General features: G+C 74.0%; 12 protein-coding genes and 1 pseudogene. 10 read left to right on the top strand and 3 right to left on the bottom strand.

Annotated elements, in window-relative coordinates:
- From ACQP6G_RS16325 to gap, 6 genes are all read left to right on the top strand, one after another.
- Positions 1-1551 (top strand): GH39 family glycosyl hydrolase, encoded by a 1551-nt coding sequence (locus ACQP6G_RS16325; RefSeq protein ID WP_429766283.1) that lies wholly within the window; start codon positions 1-3, stop codon positions 1549-1551.
- The gene (locus ACQP6G_RS16320) at positions 1551-2237 is read left to right on the top strand and encodes a DUF624 domain-containing protein (RefSeq protein WP_429765803.1); all 687 of its coding nucleotides are present in this window, start codon (positions 1551-1553) and stop codon (positions 2235-2237) included. The genes ACQP6G_RS16325 and ACQP6G_RS16320 overlap by 1 nt, the downstream gene beginning before the upstream one ends.
- Before the next feature lie 33 nt (positions 2238-2270).
- Positions 2271-4349, top strand: coding sequence for a beta-galactosidase (locus tag ACQP6G_RS16315; protein ID WP_429765801.1), 2079 nt, complete (start codon positions 2271-2273; stop codon positions 4347-4349).
- Between the two features lie 94 nt (positions 4350-4443).
- Complete coding sequence (locus ACQP6G_RS16310; RefSeq protein WP_429765799.1) at positions 4444-4728, top strand: response regulator transcription factor; 285 nt, start codon at positions 4444-4446, stop codon at positions 4726-4728.
- A gap of 29 nt (positions 4729-4757) precedes the next feature.
- Positions 4758-5729, top strand: coding sequence for a GlxA family transcriptional regulator (locus ACQP6G_RS16305; RefSeq protein WP_429765798.1), 972 nt, complete (start codon positions 4758-4760; stop codon positions 5727-5729).
- Between the two features lie 105 nt (positions 5730-5834).
- The gene (gene gap / locus ACQP6G_RS16300; protein ID WP_429765796.1) at positions 5835-6833 is read left to right on the top strand and encodes a type I glyceraldehyde-3-phosphate dehydrogenase; all 999 of its coding nucleotides are present in this window, start codon (positions 5835-5837) and stop codon (positions 6831-6833) included.
- 23 nt (positions 6834-6856) lie between these two features.
- Here gap and ACQP6G_RS16295 read toward each other — a convergent pair whose 3' ends face one another.
- The 3 genes from ACQP6G_RS16295 to uxaC all read right to left on the bottom strand — a co-directional run bounded on the left by ACQP6G_RS16295 (position 6857) and on the right by uxaC (position 11748).
- Complete coding sequence (locus ACQP6G_RS16295) at positions 6857-9004, bottom strand: alpha-glucuronidase (RefSeq protein WP_429765794.1); 2148 nt, start codon at positions 9002-9004, stop codon at positions 6857-6859.
- Positions 9005-9085: 81 nt separating this feature from the next.
- Positions 9086-10219, bottom strand: a complete 1134-nt coding sequence (locus ACQP6G_RS16290; RefSeq protein WP_429766281.1) for a mannonate dehydratase — start codon at positions 10217-10219, stop codon at positions 9086-9088.
- Between the two features lie 110 nt (positions 10220-10329).
- On the bottom strand, positions 10330-11748 hold the full coding sequence (uxaC, locus tag ACQP6G_RS16285; protein ID WP_429765793.1) for a glucuronate isomerase: 1419 nt from the start codon (positions 11746-11748) through the stop codon (positions 10330-10332).
- Between the two features lie 180 nt (positions 11749-11928).
- On the opposite strand from uxaC, the gene ACQP6G_RS16280 reads away from it, so the two are divergent.
- From ACQP6G_RS16280 to ACQP6G_RS16265, 4 genes and pseudogenes are all read left to right on the top strand, one after another.
- Complete coding sequence (locus ACQP6G_RS16280) at positions 11929-12942, top strand: LacI family DNA-binding transcriptional regulator (protein ID WP_429765791.1); 1014 nt, start codon at positions 11929-11931, stop codon at positions 12940-12942.
- 58 nt (positions 12943-13000) lie between these two features.
- Positions 13001-14482, top strand: a complete 1482-nt coding sequence (locus tag ACQP6G_RS16275; RefSeq protein ID WP_429765790.1) for a mannitol dehydrogenase family protein — start codon at positions 13001-13003, stop codon at positions 14480-14482.
- Between the two features lie 324 nt (positions 14483-14806).
- Positions 14807-16123, top strand: coding sequence for an ABC transporter substrate-binding protein (locus tag ACQP6G_RS16270; RefSeq protein ID WP_429765789.1), 1317 nt, complete (start codon positions 14807-14809; stop codon positions 16121-16123).
- Positions 16120-16331: pseudogene (locus ACQP6G_RS16265) on the top strand (ABC transporter permease); the annotation flags it as partial. The gene ACQP6G_RS16270 and the pseudogene ACQP6G_RS16265, both read left to right, overlap by 4 nt.

Genomic DNA, 16331 nt, shown 5'->3' with positions numbered 1-16331 from the left:
CTGACCACCGTCGTCCCCGACGCGCCCGCCGCCACGCTCTCCGACGCGTGGCGGCGGTGCGTCGGCACCGGCCGCCTCAACCTCGCGCTGCGTCAGGACTACCAGGACTCGCTCGCCGTGGTGCAGCGGGAGATCGGGTTCCGCCACGTGCGGGGCCACGGCCTGCTGTCCGACGACGTCGGGATCCACCGTCCCTACGACGCGGCGGGCCACCGCGGCACGCGGTACGCGTTCACCTACGCCGACCAGGTCCTCGACGCGTGGCTCGCGCAGGGCATCCGGCCGTTCCTCGAGCTCGGGTTCATGCCGTCGGCGCTCGCGTCGGGGGAGCAGACCGTGTTCTGGTGGAAGGGCAACGTCACGCCGCCGCGCGACCACCGCGAGTGGGCGGCGCTCGTCCAGGCGGTGCTGCGGCACGCGATCGACCGCTACGGCCTCGAGGAGGTGCGGCGGTGGCCGGTCGAGGTGTGGAACGAGCCGAACCTCGTGCAGTTCTGGGAGGGCGCGTCGCAGGAGGCGTACCTCCGGCTCTACGAGGTCACCGCGGCCGCCGTGAAGGAGGTCGACGCCGACCTGCAGGTGGGCGGGCCGGCGATCTCCCCCGGCGCGGACGAGTGGTGGGCACCGTTCGCGGAGTTCGTCGAGCGCCGGGACGTCCCGGTGGACTTCGTGTCCTTCCACGCCTACACGAGCGGGCCCGCGCAGCACGTGCCGTTCGGCACCTACCAGACGCTGCGGCATCCCCGGAACCTGCTGGACCAGTTCGCCGCCCCGGCGAAGCTGCTGGCGGGCACCCGCCTGGAGGGGCTGCCCGCCCACGTCACCGAGTTCAGCACCAGCTACCGCCCGGACAACCCCGTGCACGACACGGCCTACCAGGCGGCGTCGCTGGCGCCCGTGCTCTCCGAGGGCGGCGACCTCGTCGACTCCTTCTCCTACTGGACGTTCTGCGACGTCTTCGAGGAGGAGAACGTGCCGACGTCGGTCTTCCACGGCGGCTTCGGGATGCTGGGGCACCGGCAGCTGCGCAAGCCGGTGTTCCACCTCTACGCCTTCATGGCGCGGATGGGCGGGGACGTGCTGCACCGGGGCCTGGACCACCTGGTGACGCGCGACGGCGGCGGCCGGGTGACGGTGCTGGCCTGGCAGCCCGTGGGCGGCACCGACGACGCCTCGGAGGCGGACCGGCACGAGCTGCGGCTGAGCGTCCCGGTCGGCGGCGCCGCGGTGCGCCGGGCGTCGGTGCACCGCTCGCGCGTGAACGACGACGAGGGCAACGCGTTCAGCGCGTGGCGTCACCTGGGCCGTCCGGCGTCGCCGACCGCGCGGCAGCTCGACCTGCTGCACGAGGCGTCCGTGCCGGGGCGCTCGCACACCTCGCTCGAGGTGTCGGGCGGCCGGGTCGACCTGGCGCTCACGCTCGCCCGGCACGAGGTGACGCTGGTGGAGATCGACCCGGTGCACGACGAGACGCCATCCTGGCTCGACGACGCACGGATCCTCGGTCGAGAGCACAGCCGAGAGCAGGACCGCGCCGGGGAGGTGTCCTGATGGCGGCGGCGGCCGGGGCGCCCCGTGAGTTCGGGGACGGCGTCCTGGGCCGGATCACGGCTCGCGTCTACTGGTACGCCGTCGTGGGGGCGCTCGTCGCCCTGGGCTGCGTGCCCACGCTGGTGCTGCTCGCGCTCCTGGACCGGTCCACCGGCAACGCGCTGCTGGTGCCGCTGTGCCTGGTGCCGGCGGCCCCGTTCCTGGCCGCGGGGCTCTTCGCCCTGCACGCGCGGGCGGGTGCCGACGAGCCCGTGCCGGGCCGCACGTTCGTGCGCGGACTGCGGCTGGGCTGGCTCGACGCGCTGCGGCTGTGGGTGCCGGCGACGGCGGTGCTCGGCGTCGTCCTCACGTCGGTGCTGCACCGCGAGGCCGCCGGCATCTCCGCGGCCTACGCCGTCGTGCTCGGCCTGGTCGGGCTCGGCGTGCTGCTCTGGGCGGTGCAGGCGCTGGTGCTCGCGTCCCTGTTCTCCTTCCGGGCCCGCGACGTGGCCCGGCTGTCCGCCTACTACCTGGGCCGGCGGCCGCTCGTCGCCGTCGGCCTGCTCGCGCTCGTCGTCGTGGCGGGCGGCGTGGTGTGGGTGGCGGGCGAGCTGGTGCTCGCCGTCGTCGCCGCCGCGTGGCTCGCCTTCCTGCTGCGCGTCGCGCAGCCCGTGCTCGACGACGTCCGCGCACGCTTCGTCGCCTGACCCGCATCACCGACCTCCGGAGGAAACGTCGTCATGTCCGCCCACCTGCCCGCCGGACGCAAGATCCGCTATGGCGGCGACTACAACCCCGAGCAGTGGCCGCGGGAGGTGTGGGAGGCCGACCACGCCGCGTTCGACCTGGCGTCGATCGACACGGTGACGCTCAACGTCTTCTCCTGGGCGACGCTGCAGCCCGACGAGGACGCGTACGACTTCGCGCTGCTCGACGCGATCGTCGAGCGCGCCGTGGCCGCGGGCCGCGACGTCGTGCTCGCGACGTCGACCGGGGCGCTGCCGCCGTGGCTCGCCCACCGCCACCCCGAGGTGGAACGCACCGACTTCCAGGGCCGGCGGCACGTGTACGGGCAGCGGCACAACGCGTGCCCCAGCTCGCCGGTGTACCGGCGGCTGTCGGCAGAGCTCGCGGGGCGCCTCGCCGAGCGCTACGCGGGCACGCCCGGGCTGGTCGCGTGGCACGTGGGCAACGAGTACGGCGGGTTCGACGGCGGCTGCTGGTGCGACCTGTGCGCCGCGGGCTTCCGTGAGTGGCTGCGCGCGCGGTACGGCACGCTGGAGCGTCTGAACGACGCCTGGAACGCGGCGTTCTGGTCGCACACGTTCAGCGACTGGGAGCAGGTCGTGCCCCCGAACATGCTCAGCGAGCACTGGCGCGGGCCGGACCACACGGCCTTCCAGGGCATCACGCTCGACTACCGGCGGTTCATGTCCGACGCGATGCTGGCGAACTATCGCGACGAGAAGGCGCGCATCCGCGAGCACGACGCGACCACGCCCGTCACGACCAACTTCATGGGCATGTTCCGGCCGATCGACTACCACCGCTGGGCCGAGGACCTCGACTTCGCGTCGTGGGACAACTACCCGCCCGGCCAGCGGGAGCACGCCCGCATGGCCCTGGCCCACGACGTCATGCGCGGGCTCAAGGACGGCGCGCCGTTCTGGGTCATGGAGCAGACGCCGACCATGACCGCCTCCCGCGACGTCAACCCGGTGAAACGACCCGGCGTGCTGCGGCTGTGGTCGTGGCAGGCGGTGGCGCACGGCGCGGACGCCGTCCTGTACTTCCAGATGCGGCAGTCGAAGGGGGCGTGCGAGAAGTACCACGGCGCCGTCCTCGACCACGCCGGCCGCACGGACACCCGCGCGTTCCGGGAGGTCGCGGCCCTCGGCGCCGAGCTCGACGCGCTGGGCGACGCCGTCCTCGGGGCGCGCACCCCGGCCCGCGTGGCGCTGCTCTTCGACTGGGACTCGTGGTGGGCCGCGGAGATGACGGACGGCTTCAACCGGCACGCGCGCTACGTCGACACGGTGCTCGCCTACTACCGCGCGCTGTGGCAGGCGGGGGCGCAGGTGGACGTCGTGCCGGTCACCGCGGACCTGGCCCGCTACGACGTCGTGCTCGCGCCCATGCTGCACGTGCTCAAGGGCGACGTCGCCGAACGGCTGGAGGGCGTGGTCGCGCGCGGCGGCTCGGTGCTCGCGTCGTACTGGTCCGGCCGTGCGGACGAGGACGCGAACGCGTTCCTCATGGACGCCCCCGGCCCGCTCGGTCGGCCGTTCGGCGTGCGCGTCGAGGAGACGGACTCCGCCGAGCCGGGCGTCACCAACCCCGTCACCCTCAAGGACGGCACGGGCGACGACGTCGTCTCCGACGCCGCGCTCGTCTTCGAGGTGCTCGTGCCGCAGGGCGCGGAGGTGGTCGGCACGTACGGCTCGGAGTTCTATGCGGGCACGCCCGCGGTCACGCGCCACCGCCCCGGGGGCCCGGACGACGGGGAGGACGGCGGCGAGGCCTGGTACGTCGCGACCGCCCTCGACGACGCCGGCACGGGCTGGGTGGTGCGCCAGGTCCTCGCCCGGCACGGCCTCGTCGGGCCCTATGCCGACGCCGAGGACGTCGAGCTGGCGGTCCGCGAGGGCGCCGACGGCGCGCGGACGGCGTTCGTCCTGAACCACGCCGGCGTCGCCGTCGACGTCGCCGCCCATGCCTCGGGCACGGACCTGCTCACCGGTCGCCGGATCGAGGCGGGGGAGCCCCTTCACCTGGAGCCGACCGACGTCGTCGTCCTCCGCGAGGACCCGCCGAGATAGAGAAGCCGGACCCGCGAGATAGAGAAGGGACGGACCGAAGCCGGTTTCGGTCCGTCCCTTCTCTATCTCGCGGGTCCGGCTTCTCTATCTCGGCGTGCCGGTGACGGTGTCGCCGCTCGAGGCCGTGCGCGCCGCCGTGCGCGGGGACGCGCTGCTGTCGCCGGCCATCACGCGCCGGCTGATCAGCGAGTTCGTGGCCCGCCCCCCGGACGCGATCGCCCCCGACGGCCTCGACCTGGTGCTCAGCCCGCTCACCGCGAAGACGCACGTCAGCCGGGCCATGACCAAGCTCGGCGCCCGCGACCGCGCCCAGCTCGTCGTGTTCGCGTACGAGTCGGGGATCGTCTCCCCGCGCTCGCGTCCCGCCGGCCGCGCGTGACCGCGCCCGCGCTGCCTACGCTGCGTCCTGTGCCGGAACCGACCGACCCGCCGGAACGCCGCCGCCGCGTCGCCGTCCTCGTGCTGGAGGGCGCCAAGCCCCTCGACGTCGGCATCCCCGCGCAGGTCTTCACGACGCGCCCGAGCATGCCCTACGAGGTGCGGGCCTGCGCCGCGGCTCCCGGGCTCGTCGCCGGCGGGGACGGGCTCTCCTACCACCTGGACCACGGCCTCGAGGCGCTGGCCTGGGCCGACGTCGTGTTCCTCCCCGGGTACCGGCACCCGGACCGCGACGACCCGCCGCCCGCCGTCGTCGACGCGCTCCTGGCCGCGCACGACCGCGGCGCGCGACTGGCCGCCATCTCGACCGGCGCGTTCGCGCTCGCGGCCACCGGCCTGCTCGACGGCCGACGCGCCACGACGCACTGGCACTACACGCGAGCGCTGGCGGCCAAGCACCCGGGCGTGCGGGTGGACGAGAACGTGCTGTTCGTCGACGAGGGCAGCGTGCTCACGTCGGCGGGCGCCGCGTCGGGCATCGACCTGTGCCTGCACGTGCTGCGCGGCGACCTGGGGGTGGCGGCGTCGAACCACGCGGCCCGCCGCCTCGTCGCGGCGCCGTACCGCAGCGGCGGCCAGGCGCAGTACGTGCCGCGGAGCGTGCCCGAGCCGCTCGGCGAGCGGTTCGCCGCCACCCGCGAGTGGGTGCTGCACCACCTGACCGAGGACCTCACCCTCGAGGACCTGGCCCGGCACGCGGCCGTCTCGCCGCGCACCTTCTCGCGCCGGTTCGCCGACGACACCGGATACACGCCGATGGCCTGGGTGCTGCGGGTGCGCGTGGACGTGGCACGGGAGCTGCTGGAGCGCTCGGAGCGCAGCGTCGAGCAGGTCGCCGCCGACGTCGGGCTGGGGACGGGCGCGAACCTGCGCGCGCACTTCCGGCGCATCCTCGGCACGACGCCCAGCGAGTACCGGCGCACGTTCGCCCGCGGGGAGTGAGGCCCTCCCCGGGCGTGGCGAGATCCTTGCGGACCGTGGCGCGCGCGCCGGTGTTCTGCCCGTGCGACGGCGGCGAGCCTGGTGGCGACACGGAAGGAGGGTCACATGACCCGCATCGCCATCAACGGGTTCGGCCGCATCGGGCGCAACGTGGTCCGCGCGCTGCTCGAGCGCGGCAGCGACCTGGAGCTCGTCGCCGTCAACGATCTCACCGAGCCCGCCGCGCTCGCCCGGCTGCTCGCCTTCGACAGCACCGCCGGGCGCCTGGGCCGCCCGGTCACCGCCGAGGACGACGCGATCGTCGTCGACGGTCACCGCGTCGCCGTGCTGGGGGAGCGCGAGCCCGGCACCCTGCCGTGGCGCGAGCTCGGCGTCGACGTCGTGCTCGAGTCCACCGGCCGCTTCACCTCCGCCGCCGCGGCACACGCCCACCTCGACGCCGGGGCGCGCAAGGTGCTCGTGAGCGCGCCGTCCGCCGGCGCGGACGTCACGCTCGCCCCCGGCGTCAACACGGGCGCCTACGACCCGGCCGCGCACACGATCGTCTCCAACGCGTCGTGCACCACCAACGCGCTCGCGCCGCTCGCGTCCGTGCTCGACGACCTCGCCGGCATCGAGCACGGGTTCATGACCACCGTGCACGCCTACACCCAGGAGCAGAACCTCCAGGACGCCCCGCACCGCGACCCCCGCCGCGCCCGCGCCGCCGCCGTGAACATCGTGCCCACCACGACCGGCGCCGCGAAGGCGATCGGGCTGGTGCTGCCGCGCCTCGACGGGAAGCTCTCGGGCGACTCGATCCGGGTGCCGGTGCCGGTGGGCTCGATCGTCGAGCTGAACGCCGCCGTCGCGCGCGACGTGACGCGCGAGGACGTGCTCGCCGCCTACCGGGACGCCGCACGGGGACCGCTGGCCGGGGTGCTCGAGTACTCCGAGGACCCCCTGGTGTCGTCGGACGTCACGGGCAACCCGGCGTCGTCGATCTTCGACTCCCTGCTGACGCGCGTCGACGGCCGGCACGTGAAGGTCGTGGCCTGGTACGACAACGAGTGGGGCTTCTCCCACCGGGTGGTCGACACCCTGGAGCTGCTCGCCGCGGGCTGACCCGGGCACGTCGGCCGCTCGGCTCAGAAGATCGTGCGGCCGTGGGCGTCGGGGATCCCGGACTTCCGGAAGAAGTACGTGTTCAGCTGGTCGCGCCACTCGACGGCCGACCGCAGCTGCTCGGCGAGGCGCTCGCGGACGCGGGCGTCGACGTCGGCCGGGAGCGCGCCGGGGACGAGGTCGGCCAGCGACTCCCACGCCGCGACGGCCTCGCGCACCCGCTCGACGCCCGCGAAGTGCGTGTCGTAGACGTGCTGGACCACGGTGACGCCGGAGCGCAGCACGTGCGTGTACGGCACGTGGTGGAAGAACAGCAGCAGCTCGTCGGGGCAGGTCGCGAGGTCCTCGTAGACGTCACGCCAGGGCTCCGGGTACTGGCCCGTGAACCCGGTGCCGGTGGCCCGGGTGCGGTCCACGCCGATGCCGTCGCGGTCGGCGAAGTGGTAGGTGCCCCACGGCGTGTACTCGTAGCCGTCCACGTCCGGGCCGTAGTGGTGGCCGGGGCGCACCATGAACCCGACGCCCAGCGGCGCGGTGTACGACTCGTAGGTGCGCCACGAGTCGTCGAGCACCGCGTGCAGCGCCTCGCGGACCCGCGGCTCGAGGCCGCCGTCCGGGCCGGCGAAGGTCAGCCCGACCCACTCGTCGAGGATGGCCGCGGGCTCGAGCGTCGGGTCCCACGCCAGCCGCCCGAAGGCGTACAGGTTCGCCTGCGCCAGCGGGTGGCCGGTCCAGAACCGGTCGTCGCCCACGTTCGAGACGGCGGCGATCCCGCCGCCCCCGGCGTCCGCGACGGCGGCCGGCGCGGACGGGCCGCGCCCGGCGACGACGTCGCGCACCGCGGCACCGTCCTCGCCGGCTCCCCAGGGCCGGAAGCCGAGGTTCTCGCTCCACCAGGGGGCGAGGTAGCACGCGTGCCGCTGCTGGCCCGTGTACTCCTGCGTCACCTGCAGCTCGAGGGCCAGCCGGGTGGCCGGCATCCCCGCGAGGACCGGCGAGACCGCCTCGCGCGTCTGGAAGTCGATCGGGCCGTGCTTGACCTGCACCACCACGTTGTCCGCGAACCGGCCGTCCAGCGGCGCGAAGTGGTCGTACGCGGCGCGGGCGCGGTCGGTGGTGCGGTCGCGCCAGTCCTGCGTGTGGTCGTAGACGAACGCCCGCCAGTGCACGACGCCGTCGTGCGGCGCGACCGCCTCGGCCAGCAGGTTCGCGCCGTCGGCGTGGTCGCGCCCGTACGCGAACGGGCCCGGCTGGCCCTCCGAGTCGGCCTTGACGACGAACCCGCCGAAGTCCGGGATCGTCGCCCAGACGCGGTCGGCGGCGGCGCGCCACCAGGCACGCACGTCGTCGTCGAGCGGGTCGGACGTCGGCAGCCCGCCGAGCGTCATCGGCGCGGCGAAGCTCACCGCGAGGTGCGTGCGCACGCCGTAGGGCCGCATCGCGGCGGCGACCCGCGCGACCTCCGGCAGGTCGTCGGTGAGCAGGCGTGCCTCGCGCGCGTGCACGTTGACGTTGTTGATGCAGACCCGGTCGACGCCCGTCGCGGCGAGCAGGCGCGCGTAGGTCGTGACGCGGGACAGGTCGTCGCGCACCCGGCCGTCGGCGTAGAAGATCGACCCGCCCGAGTACCCGCGCTCGACCTGCCCCATCACCGGGTGCACGTCCACGTTGTCCCAGTGGTCCAGCACGCGCAGCGCGAACGCGGGGGCGTGCCGCTCGTCGACGTCGGGCCCCGTGAACGCCGTCTCGCCGTGCCGCACCACGTGGAACCAGCCGTGCAGCAGCGCCGTCGGCGTCTCGGCCGTGACGGTGACTCGGCCGCCGTCCCGCACGATCCGGAACCCGTCGCCGCCCGAAGTGTCAGGGCCGCGCGCAGGAAGACGTGCACCTGGCCCTGACACCTCGTGGACCAGGGCGAGGAGGAGGTCGGGGGAGCCGTCGGGGTCGACGACGGCGCCGCCGTGGGCCGCGGTCGCGCGCTCGAGCTCCGCGCGCAGCGTGGCCACGACCTGGGGGGAGCTGTCAGAACCAGGCGGTGCCACACCGCCGCGCTGTGGCTCTGCCGGCTCGGGCGTGGCGACCGCCACGCGGCGGCGGCCGGCGGCGGCCAGCGCGCCGTCGGGCAGCCAGGCCGGGTGCGGTGCGGGATCGACAACGATTTCGGAAGTCACCGGCGGGCCCCTCGGGTCGGTGGTGGGAGGTGGAGAGAGGCCGCGGGCCCGGGACGTCGGCGTCCCGGCCCGCGGCGGTGCTCAGCGGTCGGTGGGGGCGGTGTAGCGGAACGCGTCCCACGCGCCGAGCAGATACTGGATGCCCAGCGCACGGTCGTACAGGCCGTAGCCGGGGCGGGGCTTGTTCGTGGTGTTCTCGTCCCAGAGGTGGCGGCCGTGGTCGGGGCGGACGTAGCCGGTGTACCCGGCCTCGGCGTACGCCTTCATGATCCCGGTCGTGTCGACGTCGCCCTCGCACGCCCGGTGCCCCACCTCCGTGAAGTCGCCGTTCGGGAAGTGCTTGATGTTCCGCACGTGGGTGAAGTGGATGCGGTCCATGAACCGGCGCACGGTGTCCGCGGCGAGCGGCGCCTGCGCCGGGTTCGCCGAGAAGCTGCCGAGGCACAGCGTGAGGCCGTGGTTCGGGCTCGGGTGCAGGTCCAGCACGCGCTGCAGGTCGTCCGGCGTCGACACGACGCGCGGCCAGCCGAAGACGTCGAACGGCGGGTCGTCCGGGTGCACGCCCAGCTTGATCCCGGCCTCCTCCGCCGCCGGGACCACCGCGTCGAGGAAGTACCGGTAGTTCGCGTACATGTCCTCGTGCGTGACGCCCTCGTACGCGGCGTTGAGCTCGGTGAAGCCCGCGAGCCGCTCGGGCTCCCAGCCGGGCAGCGTGAGGCCGTGCGACCCGGCCTCCATGTCGGCGATGAGGCCCTCGGGCGTCATCCGGTCCACGACCGCCTTCTCGAAGAACAGCGCGGTCGAGCCGTCGGGCAGCGGGTGCCACAGGTCGGTGCGCAGCCAGTCGAAGACGGGCATGAAGTTGTAGCAGACCACCTTCACGCCGGCCCGGCCCAGCCGCCGGAGCGTCGTCACGTAGTTCTCGATCGCCTCGTCACGGCTCAGCCCGAGGACGGTGCGTCCCAGCTTGATCGACTCGTGCACGTTGACGGACTCGACCACCTCGGCGTCGAGCGTGCAGGTCACGCCGCGGGCCCGGGCCTCGTCGGAGAGCCCGGAGATGCGCGCCACCTCGGCGTCGATCTCCTCCTGCTCCCACACCTCGCCGGCCAGCTTGTGGTGCAGGCTCCACACGATCGTCTCGACACCGGGGATCTGCCGGACGTGGTCCAGCGTGACCGTGTCGTTGCCCTCGCCGTACCAGCGGAAACCCATCTTCACTGCGTGACTCCTCGTGCTCGTCGTCCTGCCCCTCCACCTGCTGTGAGCGGGCGTCTGGCCCCGTTCTCGACGTCCGTCCGGGCCAAACGCCCGCTCACAGCGGTTCAGGGGCGGGAGTAGGCCGCCTGGGGCAGGCGGTAGGTCAGATCGGTGGCCACGTCGACCGCCTCGTCCAGGTCGAGGCGGTGCTCGGCCACCAGGCGGGCCAGGTAGCCGGCGTCGACGCGCCGGGCCAGGTCGTGCCGGGCGGGGATGGAGCAGAACGCGCGGGTGTCGTCCACGAAGCCGCTCATGTTGCTGAACCCGGCCGTCTCGGTCGCCGCCTCGCGGAACCGCCGCATCGCGTCGGGGGCGTCGAGGAACCACCACGGCGCGCCGAGCCGCAGCGACGGGTAGACGCCGGCCAGCGGCGCGAGCTCGCGCGAGTACACGTCCTCGTCCACCGTGAACGCGATCATCCGGAAGCCCGGGTGGTGGCCGAAGGCGTCCAGCACGGGGCGCAGCGAGTGCGTGAACTCGGTGACCACCGGGATGTCGTAGCCCTTGTCCGGGCCGAACGCGGCGAACGGGGCGCTCGCGTGGTCGCGCAGCACGCCGGGGTGCAGCTGCATCACGAGGCCGTCCTCCGCCGACATCGCGGCCATCTGGAACAGCATGTGCCCGCTGAACGCCTGCGCCTCGGCGGCCGTGACCGTGCCCGCGAGGGCCTTGTCGAGGATGCGCGCGGCCTCGGCGTCGTCCAGCGGCGTCGTGTCGGCGTACAGGTGGCCGTGGTCGGTGGCCCGCGCGCCCGCGGCGACGAAGCGCTCGCGCTGCGCGCGCAGGGCCTCGAGGTAGCGGTCGTACGACGTGACGTCGACGCCGGCCGCCTCGCCGAGCCGCTCGACGTCGTCGCGCCAGGTCGCGCGGTCGACGTGCAGCAGGGGGTCGGGCCGGAAGGTGGGCAGCACGCGGTCGCCGTAGCCGTCGGCGGCGAGCTTCGCGTGCGCGTCGAGGGTCGCCCAGGCGGGGTCGGTCGTGGCGATGACCTCGATGTTGAAGGCGTCGAGGAGTGCGCGGGGGCGGAACTCCTGCTCGGCGAGGCGCGCGGCCACCTGGTCGTACAGGGCGTCGGCGGTCTCGGCCGACGGGCGCTGCGTGACGCCGAAGATCTCGACGAGCACGTGCTCCAGCCAGTAGCGGGTGGGCGTGCCGCGGAAGTGCTTCCACCCGGCGCAGAACCGGCGCCAGATCTCGCGCGGGTCGGTCTCGACGGTCTCGTCGTCCGTGGATCCGACGCCGAGGCGGGGCAGGGTCTCGCCCTGGGAGACCAGCATCCGCGTGAGGTAGTGGTCGGGCACGACGACGAGCTGGGCCGGGTCGCCGAAGGGCGCGTCGTCGGCGAACCACTCGACCGGCACGTGGCCGTGCATCGAGACGATCGGCAGTTCCTGCACCGCGGCGTAGATCTCGCGGGCCAGTACCCGGGATCCGGGGTCGGCGGGCAGCGCCCGGTCGGGGTGCAGGGTCCAGCGCTCGCTCACAGGAGCTCCTCAACGTCGAGACGGGATGCGAACGTTTGCATCGTAGCCTGCCGACTGCCGAGCACGGAATCCCCAAGGCATCCGCGGCCGGGGGCAGACACGGCGAGCCGGGATGTGCGACGATCTGGCAAACGTTCGCATCGTCCGGGTGCGAGCGGCGGGCTCGAGGAGACGGTGGTCGTGGTCACGGTGCACGACGTCGCGCGGGCGGCCGGCGTGTCGATCTCGACGGTCTCGCGCGCCCTGACCGACCCGCAGCGGGTCGCCGTGGCGACGCGCGACCGGGTGACGTCCGCGGCGCGCGAGCTCGGCTACCGACCCAACCGGGCGGCCAGCGTGCTCCGCGCGGGACGGTCCGGAGCGCTCGGGCTCGTGGTGCCCGACCTCGCCAACCCCTACTTCGCGGCGATCGCCAAGGGCGCCCAGGCCCAGGCGCGCGAACGCGGCGTCGGGCTCTTCGTCGTCGACTCCGACGAGGATCCCGAGCTCGAGACCGAGGCCGTCTCGGGCCTGGCTCCGCAGACCGACGGCATCATCCTGTGCTCGCCGCGCGCGGTGGAGCGCACCGTCGAGGCGCTCGAGGGGCGACCGGTGGTGCTGGTCAACCACCATGTCGACGGGCTGCCGTCGGTCGTCGCCGACCACGAGGCGGGCATGCTGCGCACCCTCGAGCACCTGCGGGCGCTGGGCCACGCGAAGGTCGCCTACGTGGGCGGGCCCGCCCGCTCGTGGTCGGACAGCCGCCGCCGCGCCGGCCTGCGTGCGGCCGCCGCGCGGCTGGGTGACGTCGAGCTCGTGGAGCTCGGGCCGCACCGGCCGCAGGTCGCGGGCGGGCACGCGGCGGCGGACCTCGTCGTCGCCACCCGCGCGACGGCGGTCGTGACCTTCAACGACCTCGTGGCCGCCGGCCTGGTCGAGCGCCTGCGGGTGCGCGGCCTCGACGTGCCCGGCGACCTGTCCGTGGTCGGCTGCGACGACGCGTACGTCGCGGAGCTCCTGGCCCCGCCCCTCACCACCCTGCGGACCGACCTCCGCGACTCCGGCCGCGTGGCCGTCGACCGCCTGGTCCTGCGCCCGGGCAAGGACGACGGCGCCCTGCAGGGCGACGTGACGCTCCCCGTCGAGCTCGTCGTCCGCGGATCGACCGCACCCCCGCGCGCCGCGGCGCCGCGGCCCGCCCCCGACGCCCCCTGACCACCCCGACCGACACGGACGCACCACCCCGGCGACGCCGCCGGACGACGGAGGAACCATGACCGACCGCCTGCACCGCTCCCACCTGCCCGCCCGTCTCGAGGCGCCGGTGACCCCCGACCAGGTGGGCATCGTGCACCTGGGGATCGGGGCGTTCCACCGGGCGCACCAGGCGGTGTTCACGGAGCTGGCCGCCCGCGCCACGGGGGACCGCCGCTGGGGCATCCTCGGCGTCACACAGCGGTCGGCCTCCGTGCGCGACCAGCTCCGGCCGCAGGGCGGCGCCTACTCGGTGCTCACCGCGGGCACGCACGGGACCCGGCTGGACCTGGTCGGGGCGGTGCTCGACGTCGCCTGGCCGGCGGAGGAGACCACGCGGGTGCTGGAGACGATCGCGGCGCCCACGACCCACGTCGTGACGCTGACCGTCACCGAGAAGGGGTACGCCCGCGGCGCGGACGGCGGGCTCGACGTCGAGCGGGTGCGCCCGGACCTGGACGCCCTCGCCGCCGGCGACGCCGCCGTCCCGGGCGCGACGGCGGTCGGGCTGCTCGTGCGCGGGCTCGCGGCCCGGTGGCGTGCTGCGGAGGCAGCGGGGGAGCGGCGACCGATCACCGTGCTGACCTGCGACAACATGGTCGACAACGGGCACGTCCTGGGGAGGCTCGTGGGCGAGGCGGTGGACGCGGCTCTCCCAGGGGAGCAGGGTGACGGGCTGCGGTCGTGGCTGGCGACCGACGTCGCGTTCCCGTGCTCGATGGTGGACCGGATCGTGCCCGCGACGACGCCCGCGCAGCGGGACGCGGTGGAGCGCGAGCTCGGCGCCCGCGACGAGGGCCTCGTCGTCGGGGAGCCGTTCCGCCAGTGGGTGATCGAGGACCGGTTCGCCGGCCCGCGCCCCGCCTGGGAGGAGGCGGGCGCGACGTTCACCGACGACGTCGCACCCTGGGAGCAGGCCAAGCTGCGCCTGCTCAACGGCACGCACTCGCTGCTCGCCTACGCGGGTCGGCTGGCGGGACACGCGACGCTCGCGGAGGCGGTGACCGACCCCGTGCTGCACGAGCGCGCCCGCGCCTTCATGCTCGACGACGCGCTGCCGACGCTCACCCCGCCCGACGGCGCCGACCTGCGCGCGTACGCGGAGTCGCTGCTGGAGCGGTTCGCCAACCCGGCCACGGGCCACACCACGGTCCAGGTGTCGATGGACGGCACCCAGAAGATCCCGTTCCGCTGGGGCGGCATCGTCGCGGACCGGCTCGCGGCGGGCGCGGTCCCGGCCGGCGCGGCGTTCGCTCTCGCGGCGTGGAGCGAGGTGGTGCGCCGGGAGGCGGTCGCCGGCCGGCTCGTCGACGACCCGCGGGCGCAGGAGCTCGCCGACGTCGTGGCCGGGGCCGGGGACGGTGATCCGGCGGCCGCGGCCCCGGCCGACGTCGCGCGGGCGCTGCTGGCGCTGCCGGGCCTGCTGCCGGAGGGCGTCGGCACGGACGCCGGGCTCGTGGACGCCGTGCTGGCCCAGGTGCCGGAGCTCGCGGAGGTCTGAGCCCGAGGAAACGTGGGCGTGCGGGGCGGCGGCCCCTCTCTCCTGCGGGTTCGTCGGACGGCGCCGCCGCCACGTAGGCTGCCGGCCGGATGTGAGCGATCACACGTGTGCGGGTCGCCGGGGCCCTCGCCGGGCCGCGACGGGTCGTCGCCGCGGGAACACGTCAGGGCTCGTTGCGAGATCGTGATGTGACTCGGAGCACCCCGGGGCTGGACAACGCTTACCGAATCCTGTTTTATCGATTCAGTCGGCAGCCGTACGAGGGGTCAACGGGGCGTCCTCGTCGCCGACGATCGTGGACGATCGACGAGCGAGGAGGCTCACATGAGGATCACGCGGAAGGCCGCCGGCGCGGCCGCGGCGGCGGTCGCCGTCGCCCTCACCCTGACCGCCTGCGGAGGCGGCGCCGACCCTGCGGAGCCGGGCTCCGCGGAGAAGGTGAGCACCGACGAGGACATCACCATCTCGCTCGCCTGGTGGGGCGAGCCCGCCCGTGCCGAGATGTACGAGAAGGCGGTGGACCTCTTCGAGGAGAAGCACCCCAACATCACGGTGCAGACCCAGTTCCAGGACTGGGACGGCTACTGGACCGCGCGCGCCACCGAGGCCGCGGGCGGCGCCCTGCCGGACGTCATCCAGATGGACCTGTCCTACCTGCGCCAGTACGGCGCCACGGGGCAGCTCCTGGACCTGGGCGGCCAGGTGGGCGTCAACCTGAACACCGACGGCGTGGAGGACTCGCTCCTCACCTCCGGGCAGATCGACGGCGCGCAGTACGGCGTCCCGACGAGCACCAACACGCTCGCCACGTTCTACAACGCCGACCTGCTCAAGAAGGTGGGCGTCGAGCCGCTCGCCGAGGGGTACACCTGGGACGACTACAGCAAGTGGATCGAGAAGGTCACCGAGGCGGGCGCCGGCGAGGACCCGTCCCTGTACGGCGGCGGCGACTTCACCGCGACGTTCTGGTTCTTCCTGCAGTGGCTCATCCAGCAGGGCGTCGAGCCGTTCAGCGAGGACGGCAAGCTCAACTTCGACGAGGCGCAGATGACCGAGTGGCTGAACCTGGGCCAGGGGCTGCGCGACTCCGAGGCGATCTACCCGATCAAGAAGAACAAGCAGCTGGAGCCGCTCGGCGGGTTCCACGTCAACGAGGTCGCGTCCGAGTCGACGTGGGACAACTTCCTGGCGGGCTACGTGGCCGAGTCCGGCGAGGACATCCAGATGCTGCCGATCCCGTCCGGCGAGAACGGCCCGTCGCAGTTCTGGAAGCCGTCGATGCTGCTCTCCGCGTCCGCGCAGACCCAGCAGCCGGAGGCGTCCGCGGCGCTCATCGACTTCCTCATCAACGAGCCCGAGGTCGGCAAGATCTTCGGCACCTCGAAGGGCGTGCCCGCCGTCCAGGCGCAGATCGACGCGATGGACGTCGAGCCCGGCTCGGTGGACGAGCAGGTCGTGAAGTACGAGGAGCAGGTGGCGGACGTCGTCACCGAGCCCGCCCCGGTCCCGGTCGAGGGCTTCGGCGAGATCGAGGCGGAGTTCAAGCGCCTCGGTGAGGAGCTCGGGTACGGCAACATCACCGTCGACGAGTTCGTCACCCAGTGGTTCTCCTTCGCCGACAGCGCGGTGAAGCAGTCGTGACTGCGGTGACCTCGGGCACCACGCTCGACACCGCTCGGGGGACGCAGAACGCGTCCCCCGAGCGGGGGCGCGCCAAGCGCCGCCGTGAGGCGGGTGCGGGGTTCGCGTTCTTGTCGCCGTGGTTGGTGGGGTTCGTGGTGTTGACGGCGTTCCCGATGGTGGCGTCGTTGTATCTGGCGTTCACGGACTATGACTTGTTCCGGCCGCC

It is taken from the genome of Isoptericola nanjingensis (assembly GCF_050311635.1).
Lineage (GTDB): Bacteria > Actinomycetota > Actinomycetes > Actinomycetales > Cellulomonadaceae > Isoptericola > Isoptericola nanjingensis.
The sequence above is the reverse complement of the archived record's forward strand: the minus strand, read 5'-3'. Positions and strand labels throughout refer to the sequence as shown.

Excerpts from the sequence above, each read along its gene's own strand:
- ACQP6G_RS16320 (WP_429765803.1), top strand. The coding sequence starts at position 1,551 with ATGGCGGCGGCGGCCGGGGCGCCCCGTGAGTTCGGGGACGGCGTCCTG.
- ACQP6G_RS16315 (WP_429765801.1), top strand. The coding sequence starts at position 2,271 with ATGTCCGCCCACCTGCCCGCCGGACGCAAGATCCGCTATGGCGGCGAC.
- gap (WP_429765796.1), top strand. The coding sequence starts at position 5,835 with ATGACCCGCATCGCCATCAACGGGTTCGGCCGCATCGGGCGCAACGTG.
- ACQP6G_RS16290 (WP_429766281.1), bottom strand. The coding sequence starts at position 10,219 with ATGGGTTTCCGCTGGTACGGCGAGGGCAACGACACGGTCACGCTGGAC.
- ACQP6G_RS16275 (WP_429765790.1), top strand. The coding sequence starts at position 13,001 with ATGACCGACCGCCTGCACCGCTCCCACCTGCCCGCCCGTCTCGAGGCG.
- ACQP6G_RS16270 (WP_429765789.1), top strand. The coding sequence starts at position 14,807 with ATGAGGATCACGCGGAAGGCCGCCGGCGCGGCCGCGGCGGCGGTCGCC.